21 protein-coding genes and 1 tRNA gene are annotated in these 23,400 nt (G+C 73.9%); 14 read left to right on the forward strand and 8 right to left on the reverse strand.

The genetic code is table 11. The annotated features are described in order from the left end of the window. The first annotated feature begins 84 nt into the window (after positions 1-84). Both ICC28_RS13450 and ICC28_RS13455 read left to right on the forward strand, forming a co-directional pair. A complete protein-coding gene (locus ICC28_RS13450; RefSeq protein ID WP_188288756.1) occupies positions 85-1,116 on the forward strand; it encodes a LacI family DNA-binding transcriptional regulator in 1,032 nt (343 codons plus the stop codon). 9 nt (positions 1,117-1,125) lie between these two features. After that, the gene (locus ICC28_RS13455; protein ID WP_188288757.1) at positions 1,126-1,710 is read left to right on the forward strand and encodes a poly-gamma-glutamate hydrolase family protein; all 585 of its coding nucleotides are present in this window, start codon (positions 1,126-1,128) and stop codon (positions 1,708-1,710) included. On the opposite strand, the gene ICC28_RS13460 is transcribed toward ICC28_RS13455, so the two are convergent. Then, complete coding sequence (locus ICC28_RS13460) at positions 1,694-2,851, reverse strand: Gfo/Idh/MocA family protein (RefSeq protein WP_188288758.1); 1,158 nt, start codon at positions 2,849-2,851, stop codon at positions 1,694-1,696. The two genes, ICC28_RS13455 and ICC28_RS13460, sit on opposite strands and share 17 nt — an antisense overlap. Before the next feature lie 121 nt (positions 2,852-2,972). On the opposite strand from ICC28_RS13460, the gene ICC28_RS13465 reads away from it, so the two are divergent. After that, complete coding sequence (locus ICC28_RS13465; protein ID WP_188288759.1) at positions 2,973-3,977, forward strand: LacI family DNA-binding transcriptional regulator; 1,005 nt, start codon at positions 2,973-2,975, stop codon at positions 3,975-3,977. On the opposite strand, the gene ICC28_RS13470 is transcribed toward ICC28_RS13465, so the two are convergent. Beyond that, positions 3,967-4,311 carry a cupin domain-containing protein gene (locus ICC28_RS13470; protein WP_188288760.1) on the reverse strand — a complete coding sequence of 115 codons (345 nt, stop codon included), beginning with the start codon at positions 4,309-4,311 and terminating at the stop codon, positions 3,967-3,969. The genes ICC28_RS13465 and ICC28_RS13470 overlap by 11 nt on opposite strands. 142 nt (positions 4,312-4,453) lie before the next feature. Here ICC28_RS13470 and ICC28_RS13475 point away from each other — a divergent pair, with 142 nt between their 5' ends. The 5 genes from ICC28_RS13475 to ICC28_RS13495 all read left to right on the forward strand — a co-directional run bounded on the left by ICC28_RS13475 (position 4,454) and on the right by ICC28_RS13495 (position 9,037). Beyond that, entirely contained in the window at positions 4,454-4,966 is a 513-nt protein-coding gene (locus ICC28_RS13475; RefSeq protein ID WP_188288761.1) for a hypothetical protein, read from the forward strand. A 113-nt stretch (positions 4,967-5,079) separates the two neighbouring features. Further along, positions 5,080-5,153: transfer RNA gene (locus tag ICC28_RS13480), tRNA-Pro, on the forward strand. A 170-nt stretch (positions 5,154-5,323) separates the two neighbouring features. Further along, the gene (gene ctaD / locus ICC28_RS13485) at positions 5,324-7,024 is read left to right on the forward strand and encodes a cytochrome c oxidase subunit I (protein ID WP_411158593.1); all 1,701 of its coding nucleotides are present in this window, start codon (positions 5,324-5,326) and stop codon (positions 7,022-7,024) included. 3 nt (positions 7,025-7,027) lie between these two features. Beyond that, positions 7,028-7,624, forward strand: coding sequence for a hypothetical protein (locus ICC28_RS13490; protein ID WP_188288763.1), 597 nt, complete (start codon positions 7,028-7,030; stop codon positions 7,622-7,624). Positions 7,625-7,831: 207 nt separating this feature from the next. After that, complete coding sequence (locus ICC28_RS13495) at positions 7,832-9,037, forward strand: globin domain-containing protein (RefSeq protein WP_188288764.1); 1,206 nt, start codon at positions 7,832-7,834, stop codon at positions 9,035-9,037. A gap of 504 nt (positions 9,038-9,541) precedes the next feature. On the opposite strand, the gene ICC28_RS13500 is transcribed toward ICC28_RS13495, so the two are convergent. The 3 genes from ICC28_RS13500 to ICC28_RS13510 form a co-directional block, all read right to left on the reverse strand. Then, complete coding sequence (locus ICC28_RS13500) at positions 9,542-9,856, reverse strand: cupin domain-containing protein (protein ID WP_188288765.1); 315 nt, start codon at positions 9,854-9,856, stop codon at positions 9,542-9,544. A gap of 20 nt (positions 9,857-9,876) precedes the next feature. Beyond that, on the reverse strand, positions 9,877-10,716 hold the full coding sequence (locus ICC28_RS13505; protein ID WP_223188818.1) for a class I SAM-dependent methyltransferase: 840 nt from the start codon (positions 10,714-10,716) through the stop codon (positions 9,877-9,879). 113 nt (positions 10,717-10,829) lie between these two features. Then, positions 10,830-11,462, reverse strand: coding sequence for a vitamin K epoxide reductase family protein (locus ICC28_RS13510; protein ID WP_223188819.1), 633 nt, complete (start codon positions 11,460-11,462; stop codon positions 10,830-10,832). 242 nt (positions 11,463-11,704) lie between these two features. On the opposite strand from ICC28_RS13510, the gene ICC28_RS13515 reads away from it, so the two are divergent. Both ICC28_RS13515 and ICC28_RS13520 read left to right on the forward strand, forming a co-directional pair. Continuing rightward, positions 11,705-12,151: a hypothetical protein gene (locus ICC28_RS13515; protein WP_188288766.1), complete on the forward strand. Its 447-nt coding sequence runs from the start codon at positions 11,705-11,707 to the stop codon at positions 12,149-12,151. A gap of 145 nt (positions 12,152-12,296) precedes the next feature. Continuing rightward, entirely contained in the window at positions 12,297-13,250 is a 954-nt protein-coding gene (locus ICC28_RS13520) for an Acg family FMN-binding oxidoreductase (RefSeq protein WP_188288767.1), read from the forward strand. A gap of 122 nt (positions 13,251-13,372) precedes the next feature. On the opposite strand, the gene ICC28_RS13525 is transcribed toward ICC28_RS13520, so the two are convergent. Then, positions 13,373-14,458 carry a M12 family metallopeptidase gene (locus ICC28_RS13525; RefSeq protein WP_188288768.1) on the reverse strand — a complete coding sequence of 362 codons (1,086 nt, stop codon included), beginning with the start codon at positions 14,456-14,458 and terminating at the stop codon, positions 13,373-13,375. Positions 14,459-14,528: 70 nt separating this feature from the next. Between ICC28_RS13525 and ICC28_RS13530 the strand changes: the two genes are divergently transcribed. Continuing rightward, positions 14,529-16,292, forward strand: coding sequence for a LuxR family transcriptional regulator (locus ICC28_RS13530; RefSeq protein ID WP_188288769.1), 1,764 nt, complete (start codon positions 14,529-14,531; stop codon positions 16,290-16,292). 76 nt (positions 16,293-16,368) lie between these two features. Here the strand turns inward: ICC28_RS13530 and ICC28_RS13535 are convergent, their stop codons facing one another. Beyond that, positions 16,369-18,975 carry a CHAT domain-containing protein gene (locus ICC28_RS13535; RefSeq protein ID WP_188288770.1) on the reverse strand — a complete coding sequence of 869 codons (2,607 nt, stop codon included), beginning with the start codon at positions 18,973-18,975 and terminating at the stop codon, positions 16,369-16,371. A gap of 110 nt (positions 18,976-19,085) precedes the next feature. On the opposite strand from ICC28_RS13535, the gene ICC28_RS13540 reads away from it, so the two are divergent. Genes ICC28_RS13540 through ICC28_RS13550 form a run of 3 tightly spaced genes read left to right on the forward strand, consistent with a single transcriptional unit; the run spans position 19,086 to position 21,657 of the window. After that, positions 19,086-20,525 carry a S8/S53 family peptidase gene (locus ICC28_RS13540; protein ID WP_188288771.1) on the forward strand — a complete coding sequence of 480 codons (1,440 nt, stop codon included), beginning with the start codon at positions 19,086-19,088 and terminating at the stop codon, positions 20,523-20,525. After that, entirely contained in the window at positions 20,522-21,160 is a 639-nt protein-coding gene (locus ICC28_RS13545) for an RNA polymerase sigma factor (protein WP_188288772.1), read from the forward strand. The genes ICC28_RS13540 and ICC28_RS13545 overlap by 4 nt, the downstream gene beginning before the upstream one ends. A gap of 8 nt (positions 21,161-21,168) precedes the next feature. Then, a complete protein-coding gene (locus ICC28_RS13550; protein ID WP_188288980.1) occupies positions 21,169-21,657 on the forward strand; it encodes a hypothetical protein in 489 nt (162 codons plus the stop codon). Positions 21,658-22,129: 472 nt separating this feature from the next. Here the strand turns inward: ICC28_RS13550 and ICC28_RS13555 are convergent, their stop codons facing one another. Beyond that, entirely contained in the window at positions 22,130-23,344 is a 1,215-nt protein-coding gene (locus ICC28_RS13555) for a cytochrome P450 (RefSeq protein ID WP_188288773.1), read from the reverse strand. Positions 23,345-23,400: the final 56 nt, after the last annotated feature.

Consider the following 23,400-nt stretch of genomic DNA (forward strand, 5'->3'; position numbering starts at 1 on the left):
TGACTCGGCGCTGTCATTCTTGTCAGGACAAAGACGTCGAACAACCAGCAGGCGACCATCAAAAACCCCTCAAGGAGCCAGGGCATGGGCCATCCGTTCCCGATCCGGGAGATCGCACGTCAGGCCGGCCTGAGCGAGGCCACCGTGGACCGGGTGCTCAACGGCCGCGGAGGGGTGCGCGAGAGCACCGCGGGCGAGGTCCGCCGGGCCATCGCCGACCTGGACCGGCAGCGCACCCAGGTCCGGCTGGTCGGCCGCACCTTCATGGTCGACATCGTGATGCAGGCCCCGGAGCGGTTCAGCACCGCCGTACGCGCCGCCCTGGAGGCGGAGCTGCCCTCCCTTCACCCGGCGGTGGTGCGCTCACGCTTCCACTTCCGGGAGACCGGCCCCGTGGAGGAACTCACCCGCACCCTGGACCGGATCGCCCGGCGCGGCTCGCAGGGCGTGATCCTCAAGGCCCCGGACGTCCCCGAGGTGACCGCGGCCGTCGGCCGGCTGACGGAGGCGGGCATCCCGGTGGTCACCCTGGTGACCGACCTGCCCGCCACCGCGCGCGTGGCCTACGTCGGCAGCGACAACCGGGCCGCCGGGGCGACCGCCGCGTACCTCATGGGCCAGTGGCTCGGCGACCGCCCCGGCAATGTGCTCACCAGCCTGAGCAGCGGCTTCTTCCGCAACGAGGAGGAGCGCGAGATGGGCTTCCGCAGCGCCATGCGCGCCCGCCACCCCGAGCGCACCCTGGTCGAGATCGCCGAGGGCCAGGGCCTGGACGCCACCCAGTACGACCTCGTCCGCGCCGCGCTCGAACGCGACCCGGAGATCCGCGCCGTCTACTCCATCGGCGGCGGCAACATCGCCACGCTCCGGGCCTTCGACGACCTCCGCCGCCCGTGCGCGGTGTTCGTCGCCCACGACCTCGACCACGACAACACCCGCCTGCTGCGCGAGCACCGCCTCTCCGCCGTGCTCCACCACGACCTGCGCAACGACCTGCGCGAGGCCTGCCACCATGTGATGCGGGCCCACGGCGCGCTGCCGCCGGCCGGACCGGCGCTGCCCTCCGCGATCCAGGTCGTGACGCCGTACAACATGCCCGTGCAGACGGCGGGTTGAGGGGTGAGGGTGGAGCAGCGCACCGAGCGGGTGGAGATCGAGGGCGCCGGGTTCGTGGCCCGGCTGACGCCGGGCGGCCGGGTCGGGCTGCTCGCGCTGCACGCGAGCAACGAGGGCGGCACCGGAGAACTCGCCGAGGAGGTGGCCGGGCGGTGCGGCGCCACCAGCCTGGTCTTCACCCAGCCGGGCCCGCGGCCGGTACACATCACCTCCGCCCGGATGGCGGCGGAGCACTGCGCGCTGCTGACGGACTTCCTCGCACACGTCCGGGTCACCGTCTCCCTGCACGGCCACATGCGGAGCACGGCCCCCGCGGCGATCTTCGTGGGCGGCGGCAACCGGTCCGCCGCCCGGCTCCTCGCCTCCGGCCTGCGCGTCCTGCAGCCGGAGTTCCAGCTGGTCACCGACCTGGCGAAGATCCCGGCCGCGCTGCGCGGACTGCATCCGCGCAACCCGGTCAACCTGACCCGTGACGCGGGCGTACAACTGGAACTCCCGCCGGCCGCCCGCACCACGGGGGCCGCGGACGTGCCCCCGCGCCGGGTCGTCGACGCGCTCGCCGAGGGCGTACGGATGCTCACCCCGCCACGGTGACCCAGGAACCGCTCTCGGCCGACCGGGCCATCGCGTCCAGTACGGCGGCGCTGTGCACGGCGTCCGCGAGCGTGGCGCCGTACGCGGTGCCCTCGGCGACCGAGCGCAGGAACCGGTGGCACTCGACGACTTTCAGGTCGTCGTAGCCCATGGCGTTCGCCGCGCCCGGCTGGAACGCGCCGAACTCGCCGTCGCCCGGGCCGACGTAGACCGTGCTGACGGGCTGGTCCTGGTAGGCGGTGCCGCGGCTGACGCCCAGCTCGTTCATCCTGCGGAAGTCCCAGAACACCGCGCCCTGGGTGCCGTGCACCTCGAAGCCGTAGTTGTTCTGCTCGCCGACCGAGACCCGGCAGGCCTCCAGCACTCCGCGCGCGCCCGAGGCGAAGCGCAGCAGGCAGGCCACGTAGTCCTCGTTCTCGACCGCGCCGAGTTCGCCGCCGGCGGCGCGGCTGTGGCCGGCCGTGGCGGTGGTGGGCCGGGCCCGCTCGGGGAGGAACACGGCGGTGTCGGCGGCCAGGGACACGAGGTCGCCGAGCAGGTACCGGGCCAGGTCGGCGCCGTGCGAGGCGAGGTCGCCCAGCACGCCGCTGCCGCCGCGCTCGCGCTCGTACCGCCAGGTCAGGGCGCCCTCGGGGTGGGCCGCGTAGTCGCTGAACAGCCGCACGCGCGCGTGCGTGACCGTGCCGATCTCCCCGGAGGCGATCAGCCGCCGTGCGGCCTCCACCGCGGGCGCGTTGCGGTAGTTGAAGCCGACCGCGCCCTGCACGCCCGCCGCGGCGACCGCGTCGGCGACCGCGCGGGCGTCCTCGGCGGTCAGGCCCACCGGCTTCTCGATCCAGATGTGCTTGCCCGCCTCGGCCATCGCGACGCCGATCTCCCGGTGCAGGAAGTTGGGCGCGGTGATGCTGACCGCCCGCACCCGCGGGTCGGCGGCCACCTCGCGCCAGTCGCGGGTCGTCGAGGCGAACCCGAACTGCGCGGCGGCCTCCTCGGCCCGGCCCGGCACCTCCTCGGCGACGGTCACCAGCTCCGGGCGCAGGGGCAGCTGCGGATAGTGGTGGCGGACGCGGGCGTAGGCCTGGGTGTGCACCCGCCCCATCCAGCCGAAACCGACGACGGCGACACCGAGCGCATCCACCATGACAGCGCCTCCTCGCATCCACTTGGACCGGTCCAATTAGCGTTCAGGCCACCCTGAGTGCGATCCACGCTCGAAGTCAACCCTTTGACAAGCCCGAACCGCTCATGGAACGGTCCATCCCATGAGACAGCCGACCATCCGTGACGTGGCCGAACGCGCCGGTGTCTCCAAGTCGCTCGTCTCGCTGGTGCTGCGCGGCTCCGACCAGGTGCGCCCCGAGAAGCGGGAGGCCGTGCTGCGGGCCGTACGGGAACTCGGATACCGCCCCAACGCCGCCGCGCGCAGCCTCAGCGAGCGGCGCACCCGCACGGTCGGGGTCCTCCTCAACGACCTGCGCAACCCGTGGTTCGTCGACCTGCTCGACGGGCTGAACTCCCTGCTGCACGACAACGGCCTGCGGATGCTGCTCGCCGACGCCCGCCTCAACCGCCGTACCGGGCAGGACCCGGCCGCACCCCTGCTCGACCTGCGTGTGGACGGCCTGGTCGTGGTCGGCACGCTGCCCGACCCGGCCGCGCTGGAAGCGGTCGCCGAACGGATCCCGGTGGTCGTCGCGGGCGCCCGCGAGGTTGTGCCGCCCCGCGTCGACGTCGTCGCCAACGACGACGAGCACGGCGCCCGCCTGGTCACCGAGCACCTCATCGGCCTCGGCCACCGCCGCATCGCGCACATCACGGGCTACGGCGCGGTCGGCGGCCTGCGCCGGCACAGCTTCGAGGCGACGATGCGCGCGCACGGCCTCGCCGACCGTGCGCTGGTCGAGGCCGGCGACCTGACCGAGGAGGGCGGCTACCGCGCCACGGTCCGCCTGCTGAGCCGCCCGGAACGCCCGACCGCCGTCTTCGCCGTCAACGACATCACCTGCGTCGGCGCGCTCTCGGCGGCCGAGGAACTCGGCCTGGCCGTGCCGCGTGACCTGTCCGTCGTCGGCTACGACAACACCAGCACCTCCCGGCTGCGCCACCTGTGGCTGACCACGGTGGACGGCGCCGGCCACGAGGTCGGCCGGCGCGCCGCCCGCTGCCTCCTCGACCGGTTCGACCGGCCCGAGGCGGCGGGCCGCGTCCACCTGGCCGCCCCGGCGCTGGAGATCCGGGGCACCACGGCCCCGCCGCTCACAGATTGATCGCGTACGCCTTGCGCAGCGTCTCGTGCACCGTCCACGTCGTGCGGTCGCCCTCGCGCAGCACCGCCATGTCCCCCGGCCCCACCGTCAGCGTCGGCCCGCCCGCCACCTCGATGGTGGCCGACCCGCTGATCACGACGAACAGCTCGTCCGCCTCGGTGTCGGTGACGACCCCCGGCGTGATCTGCCAGATCCCGCGCACCTGACGCCCGTCCGCCGACTCCCACACGACCTTCCCGGTCACCTCGGGCGTGCCGGAGACGATCTGCTCCGGCGTGAGGGGCTCGGGTTCGAGATCGGCGTCGGGGATGTGGAGTACGAAGCTGTGGTCCATGGGGCGACCCTAGCGAGCCCGTTCCCGACCGCGCCGGAGACAGTCTGTCGGGCATCGACCCAGGTGGACGGACACTTCGTCGCGCACTTCGGCGCGCCGGGACGGAGTGGCGGGGGCACCGGCCCCGGGTGATCGTGGGGACATGACGGACACCGCGGCGGCCGTTGCCGCACCCCACCGGCACGACACGCGCGAGGCGGTCCTGTTCGGCGGCGTCTACGGCGCCGTTTTGGCCAGCTCGATGGTCGCCGCCCTCACCCAGTACGGCGAGGTCTCGCAGGCGAGCCGCCGCTCCGACGCCCTGTGGCTGCTGGTGACCGCGCTCGTCTCGGCCCTCGCCCACGGCTACGCCCACTACATCGCGGAGCGCTCGCCGCACCGTCGCTGGGACGCGCTGCGCGCCCTCGCCGACGAGTGGCCCCTGGTCGCGGCCGTCATGCCCACGGTCGTGCTGCTGGCCGGCGCGGGCTGGGGCTGGTGGTCGGCGCACGGGGTGGAGTACGTGGCCTTCACGCTGAACATCGCCCTCCTGTTCGCCCTGGGTGTCGTCACCGCCCGCCGTTCGCACCGCCCGTGGAGCTCCGCCGTCCTCGTCGGCCTGGCCGACGCGCTCCTCGGGGTGGGCGTGGTGGTGGCCAACGCCCTCATCAAGTGACGGGCTGCGCGGTCGTCACCGGCTGCCACCGGCCCTGGCCGACGGGAGCATCCGGTCGCATACGGTAAGGTTTACCTGCGCGTTCTCGCGGAACACCCGCGTGACGAGTACACCGGGACGTGGCGCAGCTTGGTAGCGCACTTGACTGGGGGTCAAGGGGTCGCAGGTTCAAATCCTGTCGTCCCGACGGTGTGAAGGGTCCTCGTGGGCGAAAGCCCGCGAGGACCCTTTTTCATGCGGGGCGTCCCTTTTGCGGTCTGCGGACCGGGACCATTGGCCCCTGGGCGCAGGGTCACCCGGGGACCGTTGGACCCATCCGGCCCCGGTGTTCTTCCCACGATCATGTGGCGCGGCAACATGAGCGCAGGGGAAGGACGCCGTCCGGTGGACGAGGTACAGACAGAGCAGGCGGGGGCCGCGCGGGCGCGCGCCGTGGAGGTCCCCGTGGGGGCGGGCCGGCCGTCGTGGGTGGAGTGGCTGACGACCACCGACCACAAGAGGATCGGGACGCTGTACCTGGTCAGCGCGTTCGTGTTCTTCGTCGTCGGCGGGGTGCTGGCGCTCATGATGCGCGCGGAGCTCGCCCGGCCCGGCCTTCAGGTCATGTCGAACGAGCAGTTCAACCAGGCGTTCACCATGCACGGCTCGATCATGCTGCTGATGTTCGCGATGCCGCTGTTCACCGGCTTCGCCAACTGGATCATGCCGCTGCAGATAGGCGCCCCGGACGTGGCCTTCCCGCGGCTGAACATGCTCGCCTTCTGGCTGTTCCTGTTCGGTTCCTCGATCGCCGCGTTCGGCTTCCTCACCCCGGGCGGCGCCGCGAGCTTCGGCTGGTTCCTGTACGCCCCGCTGTCGGACGCCGTGCACTCGCCGGGCCTCGGCTCCGACCTGTGGATCATGGGCGTGGCGCTGTCCGGTTTCGGCAGCATCCTGGGCGCGGTCAACTTCATCACCACGATCATCTGCATGCGCGCCCCGGGCATGACGATGTTCCGCATGCCGATCTTCACCTGGAACGTGCTGCTGACCGCGGTGCTCGTCCTGATCGTGTTCCCGGTGCTGGCGGCGGCGCTGTTCGCGCTGGAGTGCGACCGCAAGTTCGGCAGCCACATCTTCGACGCGGCCAACGGCGGCGCCCTGCTGTGGCAGCACCTGTTCTGGTTCTTCGGCCACCCAGAGGTCTACATCCTGGCGCTGCCGTTCTTCGGCATCGTCTCCGAGGTCGTCCCCGTGTTCAGCAGGAAGCCGATGTTCGGTTACATGGGTCTGATCGGCGCGACCATCGCGATCGCGGGCCTGTCCGTGACGGTGTGGGCCCACCACATGTACGTCACCGGCGGTGTGCTGCTGCCGTTCTTCTCCTTCATGACGTTCCTCATCGCCGTACCGACCGGTGTGAAGTTCTTCAACTGGATCGGCACGATGTGGAAGGGCAGCCTCTCGTTCGAGACACCGATGCTGTGGACCACCGGCTTCCTGATGACCTTCGTCTTCGGCGGTCTGACGGGCGTCATCCTGGCCTCGCCGCCGATGGACTTCCACCTCTCCGACTCGTACTTCGTCGTCGCGCACTTCCACTACACGGTCTTCGGCACGGTCGTGTACGCGATGTTCGCCGGATTCCACTTCTGGTGGCCGAAGTTCACCGGCAAGCTGCTCGACGAACGCCTCGGCAAGATCACCTTCTGGACCCTCTCGGCCGGCTTCCACCTCACCTTCCTGGTCCAGCACTGGCTCGGCTCCGAAGGCATGCCCCGCCGCTACGCCGACTACCTCGCCGCCGACGGCTTCACCGCCCTCAACACCCTGTCCACGATCGGGGCCTTCCTGCTGGGCCTGTCGATCCTGCCGTTCTTCTACAACGTCTGGAAGACGGCCAAGTACGGCAAGAAGATCGAGGTCGACGACCCGTGGGGATACGGCCGTTCCCTGGAGTGGGCGACCTCCTGCCCGCCGCCGCGGCACAACTTCACCGCGCTGCCGCGGATCCGGTCCGAATCACCCGCGTTCGACCTGCACCACCCCGAGATCGCCGAGCTCGAAGCGGCACGGTGAACCGTGTCCCGCCTCGTTCTGGGCCTCGGCCTCACCGTGGTCACCGCCTCCGCCTGTGTCTGGTACCTGCCGGCCCTCGCCGACCTGCGCGCGGGTGACGACCGTCCCGTCTTCCGCCGTACCGCCGCCACGGCCTGCCTGACGGGCTGGGCCACGGCCGCCGCGGTCGCCCTCCTGGTGCTCGTCGGCACGGTGTGGCCGGTGCCGGGTGCGGTGGCCGTGGCGGGCGCGGCCGTCACGGTCGTCCTGCGGGTCCGCGCCGGTGTCCAACAGCGGCGCGAGAGACGGGAGATCGCCCGCCGCTGGGTGGCGCTCGGCGCTCCGCTCGCAGCGCCGGATCACGCCCTGCGGCGCCGCGGCGGCCGGGCGCGCAGCGCCCCGCGCGTGGCCCGCCCGCAGGTGGTCTTCGCCGCCCTCGTCGCCGTCGGCACCGTAGCCGCCCTGGCCCTCGCGACACTCCTGGTGGCCGCCGGGCCCGACAGCGGACGGGACTGGCTGGTGGCGGCCGTCGCTCCCGCGGCGGTCGTCGGTGTCTTCCTCACCCTCGCCATCACCTGCACACGTCAGGCGAGGGGGACTGTCCCGACCCGTCGGCCGTGACCGGCGGGGGGCGGGGGCGGCTCCCCGCCCCGCCGGACGGACCGACGGGCCCCGGACGGACCGACGGGCCCCGGACGGACCGACGGGCCCCGGACGGACCGACGGGCCCCCGGACCCGGGCTGTTCGGCCCTATGGGAGCCGGCGGAGCAGCCATGACCATCGAGTCGCACGCACAACCCGCACCCCACACCCGCAGAGGGAGACCCATGCTTTCGCCCGAGTCGGCCGCCGTCGTACGCGCCACCCTGCCCGCCGTCGGCGGTGCACTGGACGAGATCACCAAGCGCTTCTACGGCACGATGTTCGCCGAACAGCCGGAACTGCTGGACGGGTTGTTCAACCGCGGCAACCAGGCCAGCGGCGAGCAGCGCCAGGCCCTCGCCGGGTCCATAGCGGCCTTCGCCCAGGCCCTGCTGGCCACCCCGGACACCCGTCCGGACGCGCTGCTGGCCCGGATCGCCCACAAGCACGCCGCGCTGGGCGTGACCGAGGACCAGTACACGATCGTCCACAAGTACCTGTTCCGGGCCATCGGGGACGTCCTGGGGGAGGCGGTCACCCCCGAGGTGGCCGCCGCCTGGGACGAGGTGTACTGGCTGATGGCCGGCGCCCTGATCGCGCTGGAGGCCCGCCTCTACCACGAGGCGCAGGTCGACCCCCGTGCGCCGTGGCGGCAGTGGACCGTGGTCGAGCGGCACGAGGAGACCGCGGACGTGGTCTCGTTCCTGCTCCGCCCCGCCGACGACACGCCGCTGCCCGCGGCCCGCGCCGGGCAGTACGTCAGCGTCCGTGCCCTCATGCCCGACGGGGTCCACCAGACCCGCCAGTACAGCCTCTCCAACGCGCCCGGCGACCGGCTGCGCCGCATCACCGTCAAGCGGGTCGCGAGCGTGGCCGACGCCCCCGAGGGCGAGGTCTCCAACCAACTGCACCGCTCGGTGCGGGTCGGCGACGAACTCACCCTGTCGGCGCCGTTCGGCGACGTGGCGCTCGACGACTCCGACGCGCCGCTGCTGCTGGTCTCGGCGGGCATCGGCTGCACCCCGATGGTCGGCATGCTGGAGCACCTCGCGGCCACCGGGGCCACCCGCCCGGTGTGGGTCCTGCACGCCGACCGGTCCCCGGCCGACCACGCCCTGCGCGCGGACACCGACCGCACGCTGGGCGAACTGCCGGGCGCCCGGGCGCAGTTCTGGTACGAGCAGGACGCCGCCGGCGAACCGGGCGCCCGCCTCGGCCTGATGGAACTCGGTGAGCTGGACCTGCCCGCCGACGCCGACGTCTACCTCTGCGGCTCACTGCCGTTCATGCGCGCCGCCCGCGCGCAACTGCTCCGCGCCGGCATCCCCGCCCGGCACATCCGCTACGAGGTCTTCGGCCCCGACCTGTGGCTGGCCCACGGCGAGAACTGACCCGCACGCCGGTACCCGGGGCCCGCGCGTGCCCGTACCCGGGGCCCGCGCGTCCACCGCGCGGACCCCGGGCACCGCTACGGGCCCGCACGGTCGTCCCGGGGTCCCGCAGCGGCCGTTCGCCGGGCCCGGCCCGCCTGCCGCGCTCTCGTAGCGACCGGCCCTGGATCCGCGCCGCCCGCCAGCGGGCTGCACGCCCGTCCTCGGATCCGGTCCGGCTGTTCCGGGATCCGGTGTCGCCTGTCGGTGGGCCCGGCCGTACGGTCCCGGGGCCTGGCGTCGCCTGTCGGCGGCGGACCCGAACCGGTCGTCCCCGGACCCGAACCGGCCGTTCGCCGGGCCTGTGCCGCCCCGTCAGTGGGCTGTCGTCAGCCGTCGGATCCGGGCTGGCCGTCCCCGGATCCGGTATCGCCCGTCCTCGGATCCGGTACCGCGCGTCCCCGATGCCGGGTACCTACCGCCCGTCCCCCGGCCCGAACCGCCGGCCCCCGTCAGCGCACCCCGTCACCCAGCCGGCATCGTCAGCAGCATGACGGTCGGTTCCGTGGCGTGCACGGTGTGGGGGAGGCGGGCGGGCAGGTGGGTCCATGTGCCGGGTGTGGCCTCGGTCTTCTCGTCGCCGAGTTGTAGGTCCAGGCGGCCCCGGAGGACCTGGATGACGACGGGGAGGGCCGAGGTGTGCTCGGTGAGTTCCTGGCCGGCGGCGAAGGCGAAGCCGACCACGCGCAGCCGGTCGTCGCGGTACAGGACGCGACTGAGGGTGCCGTCCTCGGGGATCGGGAGTTCGGCGGCCAGGTCGGTGATCACGGTGGCGGGCATGACGGTTCCTCCTCGGGGAGTCACTCGGTGGGGACGGCGACCAGGCTGATCGCGCCCAGGTGGGCCTGGTGGCGACGGAAGACGCGGCGCATCTGCGTCACGCGGCGGCGGGCCGCGGGATCCCGCAGGGCGCGGCCGACGATGCCCAGGGCGTGCCCGAGCCCCTCGTCGGCGATGAGGCGACGCGGTTCGAGCAGCGCCATGGGTGCCGTTCTGCCGACGATGACGGTGAAGCCCTCGTCGGCGAGGAGTTCGTTCCAGCCGACGGGGGTGAGCGGGCGGACGGCGACGTGGAGGGCGTCGGCGAGGTCCGCGGTGATCCGGTCGGCGAGCCGCGGGTCGATGCCGTCGGGCAGCAGGCACAGTTCGTGGACGGCGTACCGGCCGACGCGGCCGTCGAGCAGCTGGCGCGCCTCCCGTACGACGCGCCGCTTGGCGGGGGAGGGCTGCATGGTCAGCATCGCCTCCCCGTACACGACGGTGGCGCTGCCGGTCGGCAGCCCGGTGTCGGAGGCGTCGGCCCGCACGGCGGCCACCTCGGTGCTGCCGGGGCCGGTGAGGAGACCCAGCCGGGCCACCGTGGCCGCGTCACGGTCGACGGCGGTGTACGAGAGCGGGGCGCGCTGGAGAGCGAGCCGGGCGGTGGCGCCGAGACCCGCGGCCAGTTCCACCACCCGGTCGTCGCGGTCGACGGCGAGGTGGTCGAGCATCCAGTGGGTCAACTCCACGCCGCCGGGCCGCAGGACGCGCTTGCCGAGGCGGGCCAGCAGCCAGTGACCCGGCATGACGGCGGGGTCGAGACCGTCGCCCGGTACCGGGACGTTCTCGGGGGCGGACGCGTCGTGGTCCGTGGTCGCCATGGGCGTGCCTCGCTCTCTGCCGGCACTTCCGGCACTACTTAGGTAAACCTAAGTTCATGGGGGTGGGCAGTGTCCGGGGCCGAAGGTCCCGTGCCGTCGACCGACCGGCCCGATCACAGCAGGCCGCTCCAGTACGTCCAGAAGCGCGTGAGGACCAGCACGACGATCACGCCGTACCAGGCGCCCAGGAGGATCCAGTGCGACTCCACGACCAGGGCGAGGAGGCTCCGTCCGTGGGCCGGTACGGGGATGACGCCGTGCCGGAGGTTGTGCAGGCTCACGTACCAGAACAGGGCGACGGTGACGGTCCAGACGACGGCGCAGTACGGGCAGAGCCGGTTGAGCTCGTACAGCGACTGCCAGATCAGCCAGTGGGAGAAGCCGACCCCGGCGAGCGCCCCGGCGTTCAGGGCGAGCCACAGCGTCCGGTGCAGGCGCGCCCCGGTGAGCACGGCCACGCCGAGGGCCGTGACCGCGGCGAAGGCGGCGAGGCCGAGCAGCATGTTGGGGAAGCCGAACAGGTTGCCCTGCCAGCTGGACATCGCGCTGCCGCAGCCCACCACCGGGCTGATGTCGCAGGACGGCCGGTAGCCCGGGTCCTTCAGCAGCCGCCAGTCGTCGACGGTGAGGCGGAAGGAGGCGAGCCAGCCGATGACGCCGGCCGTGGTCATCAACCAGCCGATCCGCCGCCCCGGCTGCGCAGTGCGCGGACGCGTCCGCCGGGCGAGGTGGCTGCCGTGATCCATGGCACCGCACGGTAGACCGGCCGCCCCCGAGCCCACCTGGGCCGAAGTGCCCCGCACCGCCCGGCCGTTCGGCCCCACCGGCGGGCGTCGATCGGGGACCGGCGACGCCGTGAGCCGGGGCCGTCCGGCCCAGGTGCCGGTGCGGGCGGCCCGGCGAAGCTGAGGCCCGGCCGACCGGGAACGCACGCAGCCGCGTCCGCCACCCCGGCCGGCGCGCACGGAGTCGTGGAGGTGAGCCGGTAGTGGACACCGTCGGCCGGTGGTCCCCGGTCCGCTTCGCCCACGTGGCCGGTGCGGCCCTGTGGGTCGGCGGCCAGCAGGCCCTGTCCCTGGTGATCCTGCCGTTGGCCCGCCGCATGCTCGCCCCCGAGACCAAGGACCGCTTCACCGCCGAGGAGGGCCGCCGCTTCGGCCTGCTGACCGGGGCGGTGTCCCTGCCGGTGCAATTGGCCACCGGCTGGGCCGTGGCCTGGCACAAGGGCGTCACCTGGGCCGCCCTGACCGAACCCGGCTACGGCCGCACCCTCGCCGCCAGACTCGCCCTGTTCGTCCTGGTGATGCCGGCCGCGGTCGGCCACGGCATCGCCCACGCCAGGAACCGCGCCGAACCGGCCCGGTCCCTGGCCGTGGTCTCCCTGGTCGGCTCACTCGGCGTGGTCCTGCTGGCGGCGGCGCTGCCCGCCACGTAAGCCTGTCCCGACCGAAGTCCCGGGTCCCCCGGCCCCCGGCGAAGGACCGCCGACCCCTCGTGGCCGGTCCGGCGGAGGCGGAGGCTGGGGGCACGCGGAGAGCCGCGTTCGGCACGGCGGCTCCCGGCACGAGTGAGGAGTCGCGATGAGGACCCAGGAGATCGACGCCACCGCGGTGGAGACACTGCTGGCCGCGGCCGTGGCGGCACCGTCGATCCACAACACGCAGCCCTGGCGCTTCGGCATGGCACCGGCCACACGGTCCGTCGAGGTACGGGACGACCGCAGCAGAGCGCTGCCGCTCGCCGACCCCGACCGGCGCGCCCTGCACCTGTCCGCCGGCGCCGCCGTGTTCAACCTCCGGGTCGCCGCCGCCCACCTGGGCTGGAATCCCCGGGTCACGCTGCTGCCGGACCCGGACGACCCCGAGCTGCTGGCCACCGTACAACTGACCGCCGCCACCGAAGCCCCGCCGGACCACCGCGGCCTCTACGCGGCCCTGCTGCGGCGCCACACCAGCCGGATGCCGTTCACCGGCCGCCCCGTACCCGAGCCCACCGTCGCCGAGATGGCCGACGCCGCGCGGGCCGAGGGCGCGCACCTGTACGTCCCCGACATCCTCCAGACCCGGCGCCTGCTCCAGGTGACCTCCGCCGCGGAACTGCGCAACGCCACCGACCGGGCGCGCACGGCGGAGAGCCGCGCCTGGATCGTGCCGCCCGGATCGGGCCCGTACGGCATTCCGGCCACTCTCGCGCGCCCGCTGGACCGGTCCGGGCGGATGCCGATGCGGGACTTCACCGGACGGCCGCACCCCACCGCGCGCTTCGAGCGGCACGCCCAGGTGGCGCTGGTGTGGACCGTCCGCGACGACCGGGAGGCCTGGCTGCGGGCGGGCCAGGCGCTGGAGCACACTCTCCTGGTCGCCACCGCGCACGGCGTACGCACCTCGATGCTGCACCAGGCGATGGAGTGGCCGGACCTCCGGGAGGCGATGCGCGCCCCCGGCACCAAGCGCTGCCACCCGCAGCTGCTGATCCGCTTCGGCTACGGCCCCGAGGGCGAACCGACCCCGCGCGCCACGGCCGACGGCGGCTGAGGAGCGACGGCCCAATGGCGTGGCCGAGTGACGTCACCCTCCCCCAGAGGTGACGTCACTCGGCCGCTCCCCCGGCGCCGGACTGGTGGTCCGTCCGCCCGCGTGCGCCCGCCTCCGTGCTGTCACCAGCACATCACCGCGGTTTCCCCCGACCCCCAGCTGGAGTACAGGCGCACACGGACGAAGTAGCGGCGGCCCCTGACGAGATGGGCCTTGATCGTGACGTTGCCGGTGGTGCCCCCGTCGTCCTGGCCGGTCAGGTAGCGCGGCTCGCCGTCCCGCTCCTCGAAGACCACCACGACGGTGTCGCAGTCGCCGAAGGTGGCCAGCGCGTACTCGCGGGTCTCCGGCGGCTCGACGACGAAGTCGGCCTGCTCGCCCGGCCCGAGCGCGAGCGGCGCCGAGCGGAACGGCACCAGCACGGGCGGCCGCGGCGACCCGGCCGGCGGGTACCAGCGCAGGACGAACTCCTTGTCGGCGGGGGAGAGCGTGCCGGGCGGGTTCAGGCCCGCGCGGAACTGCTCCGGCTCCAGGATGAGCCCCGCCTCGAAGGGGTACTCCATGATCGACTGAGGGTCCCAGACGGCGCCGTTGACCTCGTCCGGGTCCAGCTTGCGCAGAATGTTGAAGAACGTCGTCTCACGGCTCCAGAAGTTCGGCGGGCCCGCCAGATCGGCGAAGACGGCCTCGTCGTCCCAGTGGATGCCGGCGAACGGGCTCTGGTGCTCGTGCAGCATGCCCAGCGCGTGCCCGATCTCGTGCAGCGCCGTGCCCCGTTCCGAAGGAGCGGTCAGGTCCCAGCCGAAGTTCATGGTCCGTTCGTTCAGGCCGACCTGGAGCGCGTCCTTCCCCACGGTCGACCAGGAACCGTCACCCGGCTGGAACCCGATCCGCAACTCTGCTTCCGAGCGGTCCGTGACCTCGTTGAACAACACCCCGATGCCGAGGTCCTGCCACTCCTGGAAGCACTCGCGCACCACGTCCTGCTGCTCCTTCGCACCGACCCACGACACCCGACGGGACCCCCCGGTGCCCGGTACGGGAATGACGGACGCGTCGCCGTCGCCGTCGAAGAAGTAGTAGTGCAGGACCGTGTTGTTGACCCACATCCGGCGTCCGCCGATGAGCGCACGCTGCCGCTCCGCGGTCAGCCCCGGTGCCAGCACGGGGGCCGACTGCTGCGCGAGCGAGCAGTAGCGAGCGGTCATGGGCACAGCCTGCCTCCGCCACCCGCCCGGCGCCTGAGTCGGGGGCTACTCAAGTCCCCCTGTATCAGGGATGAGTATCCGGACTCCTGTTGCTGTGACGACATTCGAACGGGACGCGAAGACCCTTGAGCTGCCCTGGCCGTTCACCGGACGGGACGACGAACTGGAGCTGATCCGCGGAGCCCTGGCCGCCGGCCGGCACGGCATCGTGGTGACCGGCTCCGCGGGCTGCGGGAAGACCCGCCTCGTCACGGAGGCGGTCCGCGGCACGGACTGCGTCAAGGTGGCGGGCACACCGGAGGCCCGCGCCATCCCCTTCGCCGCGTTCTCGCACCTGCTGCCCGAGACGGTCACCCTGCACCGGGCCGTCCAACTCCTGTCCGGCGTACGGCTGCTGCTCGTCGACGACGCCCATCTGCTCGACGACGCCTCCGCCGCCCTCGTCCACCAGCTCGCCCTGCACGGCCGCGCCCGCCTGCTGGTCGTCGCCACGGACGGCCACCCGGCGCCCGGCGCGGTCTCCCGGCTGTGGACCGGGGAGCTGCTGCCGCGCCTCGCCCTGGACCCGCTGCCCCGCGAGGAGACGGCACAACTGCTCACCGCCGGTACCGGCGCCGGCCTGGAGCAGCTCACCGTGAACCGACTGCACCGCCTGTGCGGGGGCGACCTGCGGCTGCTGCGCGACCTGGTGGGCGCGGTGCGCGAACGCGGGCTGCTCACCCGGGTCGAGGACGCCGACGCCTGGGCCTGGCGGGGGCCGCTGCCGTTGACCGCGACCGTGCGCGAACGCACCGCGCACCTCCTCGACCGCGGCTGCCCCGAGGAACGCGAGACCCTCGAACGCCTCGCCTTCGGCGAGCCGCTGGTCACGGACATGGACGCCTTCGACCTGCGGGTCCTCGAACGCCTGGAGGCCGACGGGCTGATCCGCATCGACGACCGGGGCGCCGTCCGCCTCGCCCACCCCCTGCACGGCCCGGTGCTGCGGGCCGCGGCCGGCAGGCTCCGGGCGAGGCGGCTGGCCCGCACACCGGAGCAGTGCGGTCCCGCCCTCGACGCCGAGACCGCCGGCCTCGCCCGACGCGCCGAACTGGCCGACGTACGGGACGTGTCGGCGCCCGTGGGGGAGTGGCTGCTGGACGAAGGAATGCCGGTACCGGCCGGACACGCGGCCGTCCGGGCCCGGGTCGCGCGACTGCGCGGGCGGCTGCGGGAGGCCGCGGCATGGGCGAGGGAGGGGCTGCGCACCGCCGGTGACGATCCGGACTGCCGCCGTGAACTCGCCCTCGCCGCAGCCCAGTCGGAGGACGCCGGACCCGACAGCACCGCCGCCCTGGACGCCGTGGAGCCGTACGACGCCGTACGGCTCGGGGAGCCCGAGCGTGCCGCCGGACGGCTCGACGGGGTCTTCGCGCAGCACGCCGACGCCCTCGCGCGCGGCGACGGGCCCGCGCTGGACCGGGTCGCCGAGGCCCTGCAGGAGCGCGGGCTGGTGCTGTTCGCCGCCGAGGCGCACGCCCAGGCCGTACGGGCGCACCGCGACCCGCGCGCCGCCCGCACCTCGCGCACCCGCGCCGTCGCCCTGGCCCGGCGCTGCCAGGGCGCCCGCACGCCCGCCCTGTCCGGCCTCGTGCTCGGCGAACTCACCGCCCGCCAGCGCCAGATCGTCACCCTCGCCGCCGCCGGCCTCAGCAACAGAGAGATCGCCGAACGCCTCACCCTCTCCGTCCGCACCGTCGGCAACCACCTCTACAGCGCCTACACCCGCCTCGGCGCCAGCGACCGCGCAGCCCTGCCGTGGCTGGTGGAACTGCCGACCGCGCAGCCGGCGTGAGCGAACCCCCGCGATCGGCCACGAGGGCGCCGCGGCGAGCCGACGGCACGCCGCGGCCCTCCCGGCGGCGGAGCGTTCACGCCGCCCCGAACGCCGTGAACGCCCACCCCGTCGCCCGGTGGACCGCGTCGTCCGGCAGTGCGGCGCGGGCGTCGCGGAGGGCCTCGGCGAGGGAGAGGCCGGAGCTGAGGCCCTTGTGGAGGGCGACCATCAGGGGGACCACGGCGGCGTCGTTGACCGGCGCGCTGCACGCCACCACGCCCGCCGTGCCCAGCGGGAGCAGGGCGGTGACCAGGCCGAGGAGTTCGTCTGCGCCGACCGAGGCGAAGCGTGCGGTGTCGCAGCAGGAGAGGATGATGCGGTAGGGGCTGCGGTCCAGGCGCTCGAAGTCGTGCACGACGATCGGGCCGTCGGCCATCCGCAGCGCGGAGAACAGCGGGCTGTCCGCGCGGAAGGTGCCGTGCGCGGCGATGTGCGCCAGCGCCGCACCGTCCAGCTCCGCCAACACCCGGGGCACGCGCGCCTCGTCGTCCTCCAGGACGGTGGCCGTGCCGTACCGGTCGGCGAGTTCGGGCACCTCCGCACCGCCGGTGGCCAGCCCGGGGCCGCGCACCAGGACCCGTCGGCCGCCGGGCGGCGGTTCGGTCTCCCGGGCGCGCAGCCAACTGCTCGCCGAGGGCGACACGCTGAGCACCCGCTCGCGCAGCGACGGCAGCACCGCCCACGGCACCCGGTGCAGCCGGCCCGGCGGTACGACCACCACGGGCCCGTCGCCGAGATGCGCCGCGGCCGGTCCGAGCAGCAGCTCCTCCAGCCGCCGCCCCGCCGCCTCCACCAGCGGAAGCCGTCCCTCCGCCCCCGGGTGGGCCAGCCGCCGCAACCCCGCCTGCACATGCTCGGCCTCGGTCTCCGCGTCGGCCAGCAGCCCCGCCTCGAACCGCCGCACCCGCCCCCGCCCGCACAACAGCACCTGAACCCGCCCGTCGACCACGACGAGCTCGGCCAGCCGTAGGTCGTCCCCCAGCCGCCGCAGCAGCCGCCCGGGGTCGAAACGGTCCCCGTCACCGGGGGACTCGCCCCGCATGTGCAGGGTCCGCGAGCGGATCTCCCGCTCCAGACGGCGCTGTTCACGCTCCAGCGCCGGGACCGGCCGGGCCTCCATCCGGGCCGCCTCCGCGCGGGCCGCGATCTCCCGGAACGCGGTGAGCGCGCTCTGCAGCGCCGGGTCGGCCGGGGGCCGGGTCGGCGGCGCGGACAGCACCGTGGCCCGCCAGCGCTCGCTCCACACCAGCAGCCGCCGCGGGCTCCCGCTGTCGAGACTCGCCTGCTGGGCCAGCGCCGCCAGCTCCGTGCCCTGCGCGGTGGCCCGGGCCCGCAACTCCGAGGCGCCCAGCGTCATCCGGTGGTCGTCGAGCACGTCCAGACCGCGCCGGCACGCCTCCAGCACCCCGCGCCCCGACCCGGCGGCCCGCGCCCGCAGCGCCTGCGCCGCCCAGCCCGTCATCCGCGCCAGCGGCGGCCCGGCACGGCGGCTGCGGGCGGCGACCGCCAGATGCCGCTCGGCATCCGTCCGCCAGCCCAGCGTGAGCGCGATCCGGCCCGCCAGGAGCGAGGCCTCCGGCGCCGCCGGCGCCCCGAAGGCGGCCAGCCGCTCGGCGACCGCGGCCGCGTCCGCCACCAGCCGCCCCGAGGCCCGCCCGGCGGCCAGCCGCGCCTCGATCAGCACCAGCCGGGCGTGCGTCTCCCACCAGGTGCGCCGCTGCCCCGTGAACAGCCGTACCGCCACCGCCGCGCGCGCGATCGCCGTGTGCGGATCACCCTCCAGTCGGGCCGCGCGGGCGGCGACGAGCAGCAGCTCCGCCTTGCGCGTGGACTGCCCGCCGATCCGGTCCAGCACCCCGATCGCCGCGTCCGCCTCGGCCAGCGCCTCCGGGGCGAGCCCCGCCGCCATCAGCACCTCGCAGCGCCGGATGGCCAGCATGAACGTCGGCGTGCCCAGCTTGGCGTAGCGCTCCTCGGCCTCGTCCAGCAGCCGCAGCGCCGCCGGCACGTCACCGGAGCGGAACGCGGCGAGCCCCCGGCTCTCCACGGCGTCCGCCTTGTCGTGCTCCTGGCCGGTGGTCTCCCACAGCGCCTCGGCCGCCGTGAAGTCCGCCTCCGCCCGGTCCACCGAACCCAGCGCCAGGTGCACGGTGGCGCGCAGGGTCAGCGCCCGCGCCGTCCAGATCACGTCGTCCGCCTGCCGCAGCACCGGAATCGCCCGGCGTACGTCCTCCAGCGCCTCGCGGTGATGACCGAGCACCCACCAGACGTAGGCCCGCCGGAACAGCACCCGCGCCCGGGTGTGTCCCGTACCGCGGGCGACACCCCGCTCGAACGCGTCCAGACCCTGCCGGGTACGGCCCGCGTGCACCAGCGCCACACCGAGCGTGCCCAGCACGTCCGCCTCACGGTCCGCGGAGTCCGCGCGCGCCGCGAAGTCCCGGGCGAGCCGCAGATGGGCCAGCGCGAGCCGCATGTCACCGAAGTCCCGCTGCCAGATGCCGATCACCTGGTGGGCGACGGAGGCGTGCAGCGGTGAGGGGTCGGCGCCGAGCACGCCTTCCGCCTGGGCCAGCGCCTCGCCCGGGGCGGCGAACACCTTCGGCAGCAGTTCGAGAACCGAGTCGCTTCCCGCCGTCACTCAACGGATGGTAGTGCTCCGCCTGGCGCGCCACACAGGGTTGGTGGTGTATCAATCGACGACCGTGCGGCTCTGACTGACGATTGCCGCCTCGAGGGGGAGGACACGCCATGGCACCTCAGCGATTCCACGAACAGTTCGAGCAGATCCAACGCTGCATGCCCGACGTCCCATTGGCGATGGGACCGGACGACTCAGCGGAGTTCCTCTACGAGAAGGGCGTAGTCCTGGCCCGCGACGGCGAGGAGGCGCGCGTCGTCGAGGACACCGTGCGCGAGCACTTCACCGCGTTCACCGGCCTCACCACCGACCACGTGCGGCGGGCGAGCCCGGAGACCAACCGCTCCGGGATCACCCGGATCCAGGTCGGCGACCCCGGCCACGGCGACCGGCGCGGGGACCGGTCCGTCGCGGGCGCTCTCAGGGCCCTGCGAGAGGTGGAGGGGCGCGCCGGGCGCCGGCTGGTCAGCCGCAACCACGTGGTCTCCATCGCCGTCAACGCCTGCCCGGGCGACGAGCCCGTCCCGGCCCCGCTGACCCAGCCGCCCAACCCGGCGGCGGCCGCGACGCCCTACGACCCGGACACCGCCGTCGGCGTCCTGGTGATCGACACCGGCCTGATGAAGGACTACCGGTCCTACCCGCTGCTGGCGCGCACCGAGGGCGACCCCCAGATCAGGGAGTGCGACGACGACGGCGTGCTCCAGCAGTACGTCGGACACGGCACGTTCATCGCCGGACTCCTCGCCGCCGTCGCACCCAACACCGACATCACCGTCCGCAACACCCTCAACGACGCCGGTGCCATCCTGGAGTCCGAGTTCGGCGACAAGCTCTTCGAGGCCGTCGACCAGGGCGGCTGGCCGGACATCCTCAGCCTCTCCGCCGGCACCTCCAACGGCCGCACCGACGGACTGCTGGGCCTGGACGCCTTCATGGAGGAACTCCGCGAACAGCACACCCTGCTGGTCGCCGCGGCCGGCAACAACGGCAGCGCCACGCCCTTCTGGCCCGCCGCCTACGCCGACCTGCCCGCCTACGCCGACTCCGTGCTGTCGGTCGGCGCGCTGCGCGGCGACGGCGAGTTCGGCGCCTGCTTCAGCAACCACGGCGGCTGGGTGAAGGCCTACGCGCCCGGCGAGCGCCTCACCAGCTCCCTGACCGGCTTCGACGTGCCCGTGCCGTACGTGTACCAGCACTCCACGTACGACGCCTGCCGCTACGGCTTCGCCTACCTGTGCACCTGCCAGTCCCCGCGGCACACCGGGAACCTGACCGAGGAGCGGGCGGCGGCCGCGACCGGCAAGCCGGACCAGGTGATGTTCGAGGGGTTCGCACACTGGAGCGGTACCTCGTTCGCCACTCCCGTCGTCGCCGGCATGATCGCCGAGCACATGACCGCGCACAAGGAGACCGACCCGCGCGCGGCCCGCAAGCAACTCCTCGCGGGCAACACCGAGTACGCGGAGGTGCGCGGGGCGCACGTGCCGTCGCTGCGTCCGCTCACCTGGCGCCCGGTCCCCGTCATCCCCCTCGCTCCTCCGGCATGAGGGTCGGAACCGTCCCCTCCGCGGCGTACGATGACTTGCCGTACACGAGGGGTGGGGCTGTGGACCGTGCAGAGGTCGGCGCGCTCGTCCAGTCCGCCGTCGACGGTGACGCGGCGGCCTGGAAGGCGCTCGTGGAAGGGCTGAGCCCACTGGTGTGGTCCGTGGTGCGCGCACACCGGCTCTCCGACGCCGACGCGCACGAGGTGTACCAGACCGCCTGGTTCCGCTTCGCCCAGCACCTGGGGCGCATCCGGGAGCCGGAGAAGGCGGGGTCGTGGCTGGCGAGCACCGCGCGGCACGAGTCGCTGAAGGTGCTCAAGAGCCTGCGGCGGCTGACACCGACCGACGATCCGCATCTGCTCGACCGGGTCAGCGAGGACCGTACGCCCGAGGAGTCGCTGCTGGACTCCGAGGAGGCGGCCGCGCAGAGCGAGCGCGTCCGGCGGCTGTGGCAGGAGTTCGAGGAACTCGGCGAGCGCTGCCGTCAGTTGCTGCGCGTGCTGATGTCCACGCCGCCGCCCAGCTACCAGGAGGTGTCCGCCGCACTGGGCATCGCCGTGGGCAGCATCGGGCCGCTGCGCCAGCGCTGTCTGCGCCGCCTTCGGGCCCGACTCGACGCACGGGGGGCGCTGTGAACGAGGACATGAACGACGGTCTCTTCGAGGAAGGCATCGAGGAAACCGCCGACGCCGAGGCCGAGTTCGACTGCGATCTGCTGGAGGAGGAACTGCGCCGGGCCGCCGGGATCCTGGACCCCGTCCCGCCGGAACTGCGCCGGATCGCCGTCGAGGCCTTCGCGCTGCACGACCTCGACGCCCGTATCGCCGAGCTGACCTTCGACTCGGTGGTGGACGCGATCCCCGTGCGGGGTGCCACCGACGTCCCGCGCATGCTGACCTTCCGCGCGGGCGAGGTGACCGTCGACGTCGAGGTGACCGCGCAGGCACTGATGGGCCAGGTCCTGCCGCCCCAGCCCGTCCGCATCGAGGTGCTCGGCGGCCCGCAGTCGACGGCGGAACTCACCGCCGACTCCATGGGCCGCTTCACCACCGACGCCCCACCTGTCGGCCCGTTCGCCCTGCGCCTGCGGGCGGGCGGCGAGGTGGTCGTCACGGAGTGGCTACGGGCGTGACCACCTGACCCCTTGAGCCGGTGCGGTCGGACGCGGCACGCGGGCCCGCCTTGGCCCCCGCTCCGCTACCCGATGCGCACCGGCACGCGGGTCCTGATCACCGGCGCCGGTCACCGAGCCCGGCAGGGGCACCAACGCCCTGCCGGGATGCCACGGAGGTCGGGCCGAGTCCGCGGGGCTGCGGGCCGACGCCGGCCGGTTCGGGTGCGGCCTTGGCGAGGTCGCGGACCGACGTCACCGGGCTCGGGCCGGGCCCCGCGGGGTGGTGAGTCGGTGGCGTCGGGTTCGGGTGCGGGCCCCGCGGGGCTGTGAGTCGGTGTCGCCGGGTTCGGGGCTGGGTTCGGTGGGGCTGTGGGCCCGACGTGTATCAGGTGCGCACCGGGCTCGGCAGGGGACGCGAGCCCACGGCGGCCTGGTCGGGTCCTGGCGCCGCAGGGTTGCGGCCGGATGTCCGAGGCCGGGCGGGGATCTGTCACCAGGTGCAGGGCAAGGACCGTGGGCCGCGGATCATGGTTCTGCGGCGCCAGGGGACCTCCTCCGGCGCCACCGCGAGCCGGAGGTCCGGGAGCCGGTCCAGCAGCGTGTCGAGCAGGAGTTCGGTCTGGAGGCGGGCGAGGACGGCGCCGGTGCAGTAGTGGGGGCCGTTGCCGAAGGACAGGTGCGGCCGGGGCGCGCGGTCCGGGTCGATGCGGTCCGGGTCGGCGAAGACCTCGGGGTCGCGGTTGGCGGCCAGGTAGGACACGTACACCGGGTCACCGGCCCGGATGCGGACGCCGTGCAGGTCGACGTCCTCCAGGGCGATCCGGGCGAGGCCGACGCTGCTGCGGTGGGGGACGTAGCGCAGCAGCTCGTCCAGGACGGCGCCGCGCGCCTCGGGCCGCTCCCGCATCCGACGCATCAGCTCGGGCCGGGTGAGCAACAGGTACAGCATCTGGCCGCAGTTGTGGGTGACGGCCTCGCCGCCGATCTGGAGCGGACCGGCGAGGCCGACCGCCTCCGCCTCGCTGATCTCGCCGCCGTGCACGGCGGCGCCGAGCAGCGCGTACACGTCGTCGCCGAGGCTGCGGGCGCGGGCCCGCACCGTCTCCGTGATCCATGCGTACAGGCCGTTCTTGGCCTGTTCGGCGGCCTCGGCGCCGCCGGAGGTGGAGATGATCTGCCGGGTCCAGCCGTGCACCCGGGCCCGGTCGGCGGCGGGCACCCCCATCACCTCGCTGACCACGGCCAGCGGAAAGGGCTCCAGGACCCGCTCGACGAGGTCCGCCGGCGGTCCGTCCCGGACCACGCCGTCCATCAGGCCGTCGAGCATCCGCTGCGCACGCGGCCGCAGCCGCTTCATCGCGCTCACGGTGAACGCGCCGGCGACCGGCCGCCGCAGCCGGTTGTGGTCGGGCTGGTCGGCGAAGGCGAGCGAGCCGGGCCGGGGCTTGAAATGCGGTGCCATCCGGGTCACTTGACGCCGGGTGACCTCCGCCCGGCCGAACCGGGGGTCGTTGGTGACGGCCCTGACGTCCTCGTAGCGGGTGGCCAGCCACGCCCAGCCCTCGCCGTACGGCAGCCGGATACGGGTCAGCGGCCCTTCGCGCATGAGCTCGCCGAGGACCGGGTCGAAGTCCGTGCCGTCCAGGTCGAGCGCGGGCCAGTCCCGCACCGGGGGCTCGGTGAGCGTGGTGGTCTCCTCTGTCATGCCCCCACCCTCACCGCCCCCCGCCCGGCTGTCGCCCGGAAGTGCTCCAGCCGGAG

Source organism: Streptomyces sp. TRM68416, from assembly GCF_014596915.1.
Classification (GTDB): domain Bacteria; phylum Actinomycetota; class Actinomycetes; order Streptomycetales; family Streptomycetaceae; genus Streptomyces.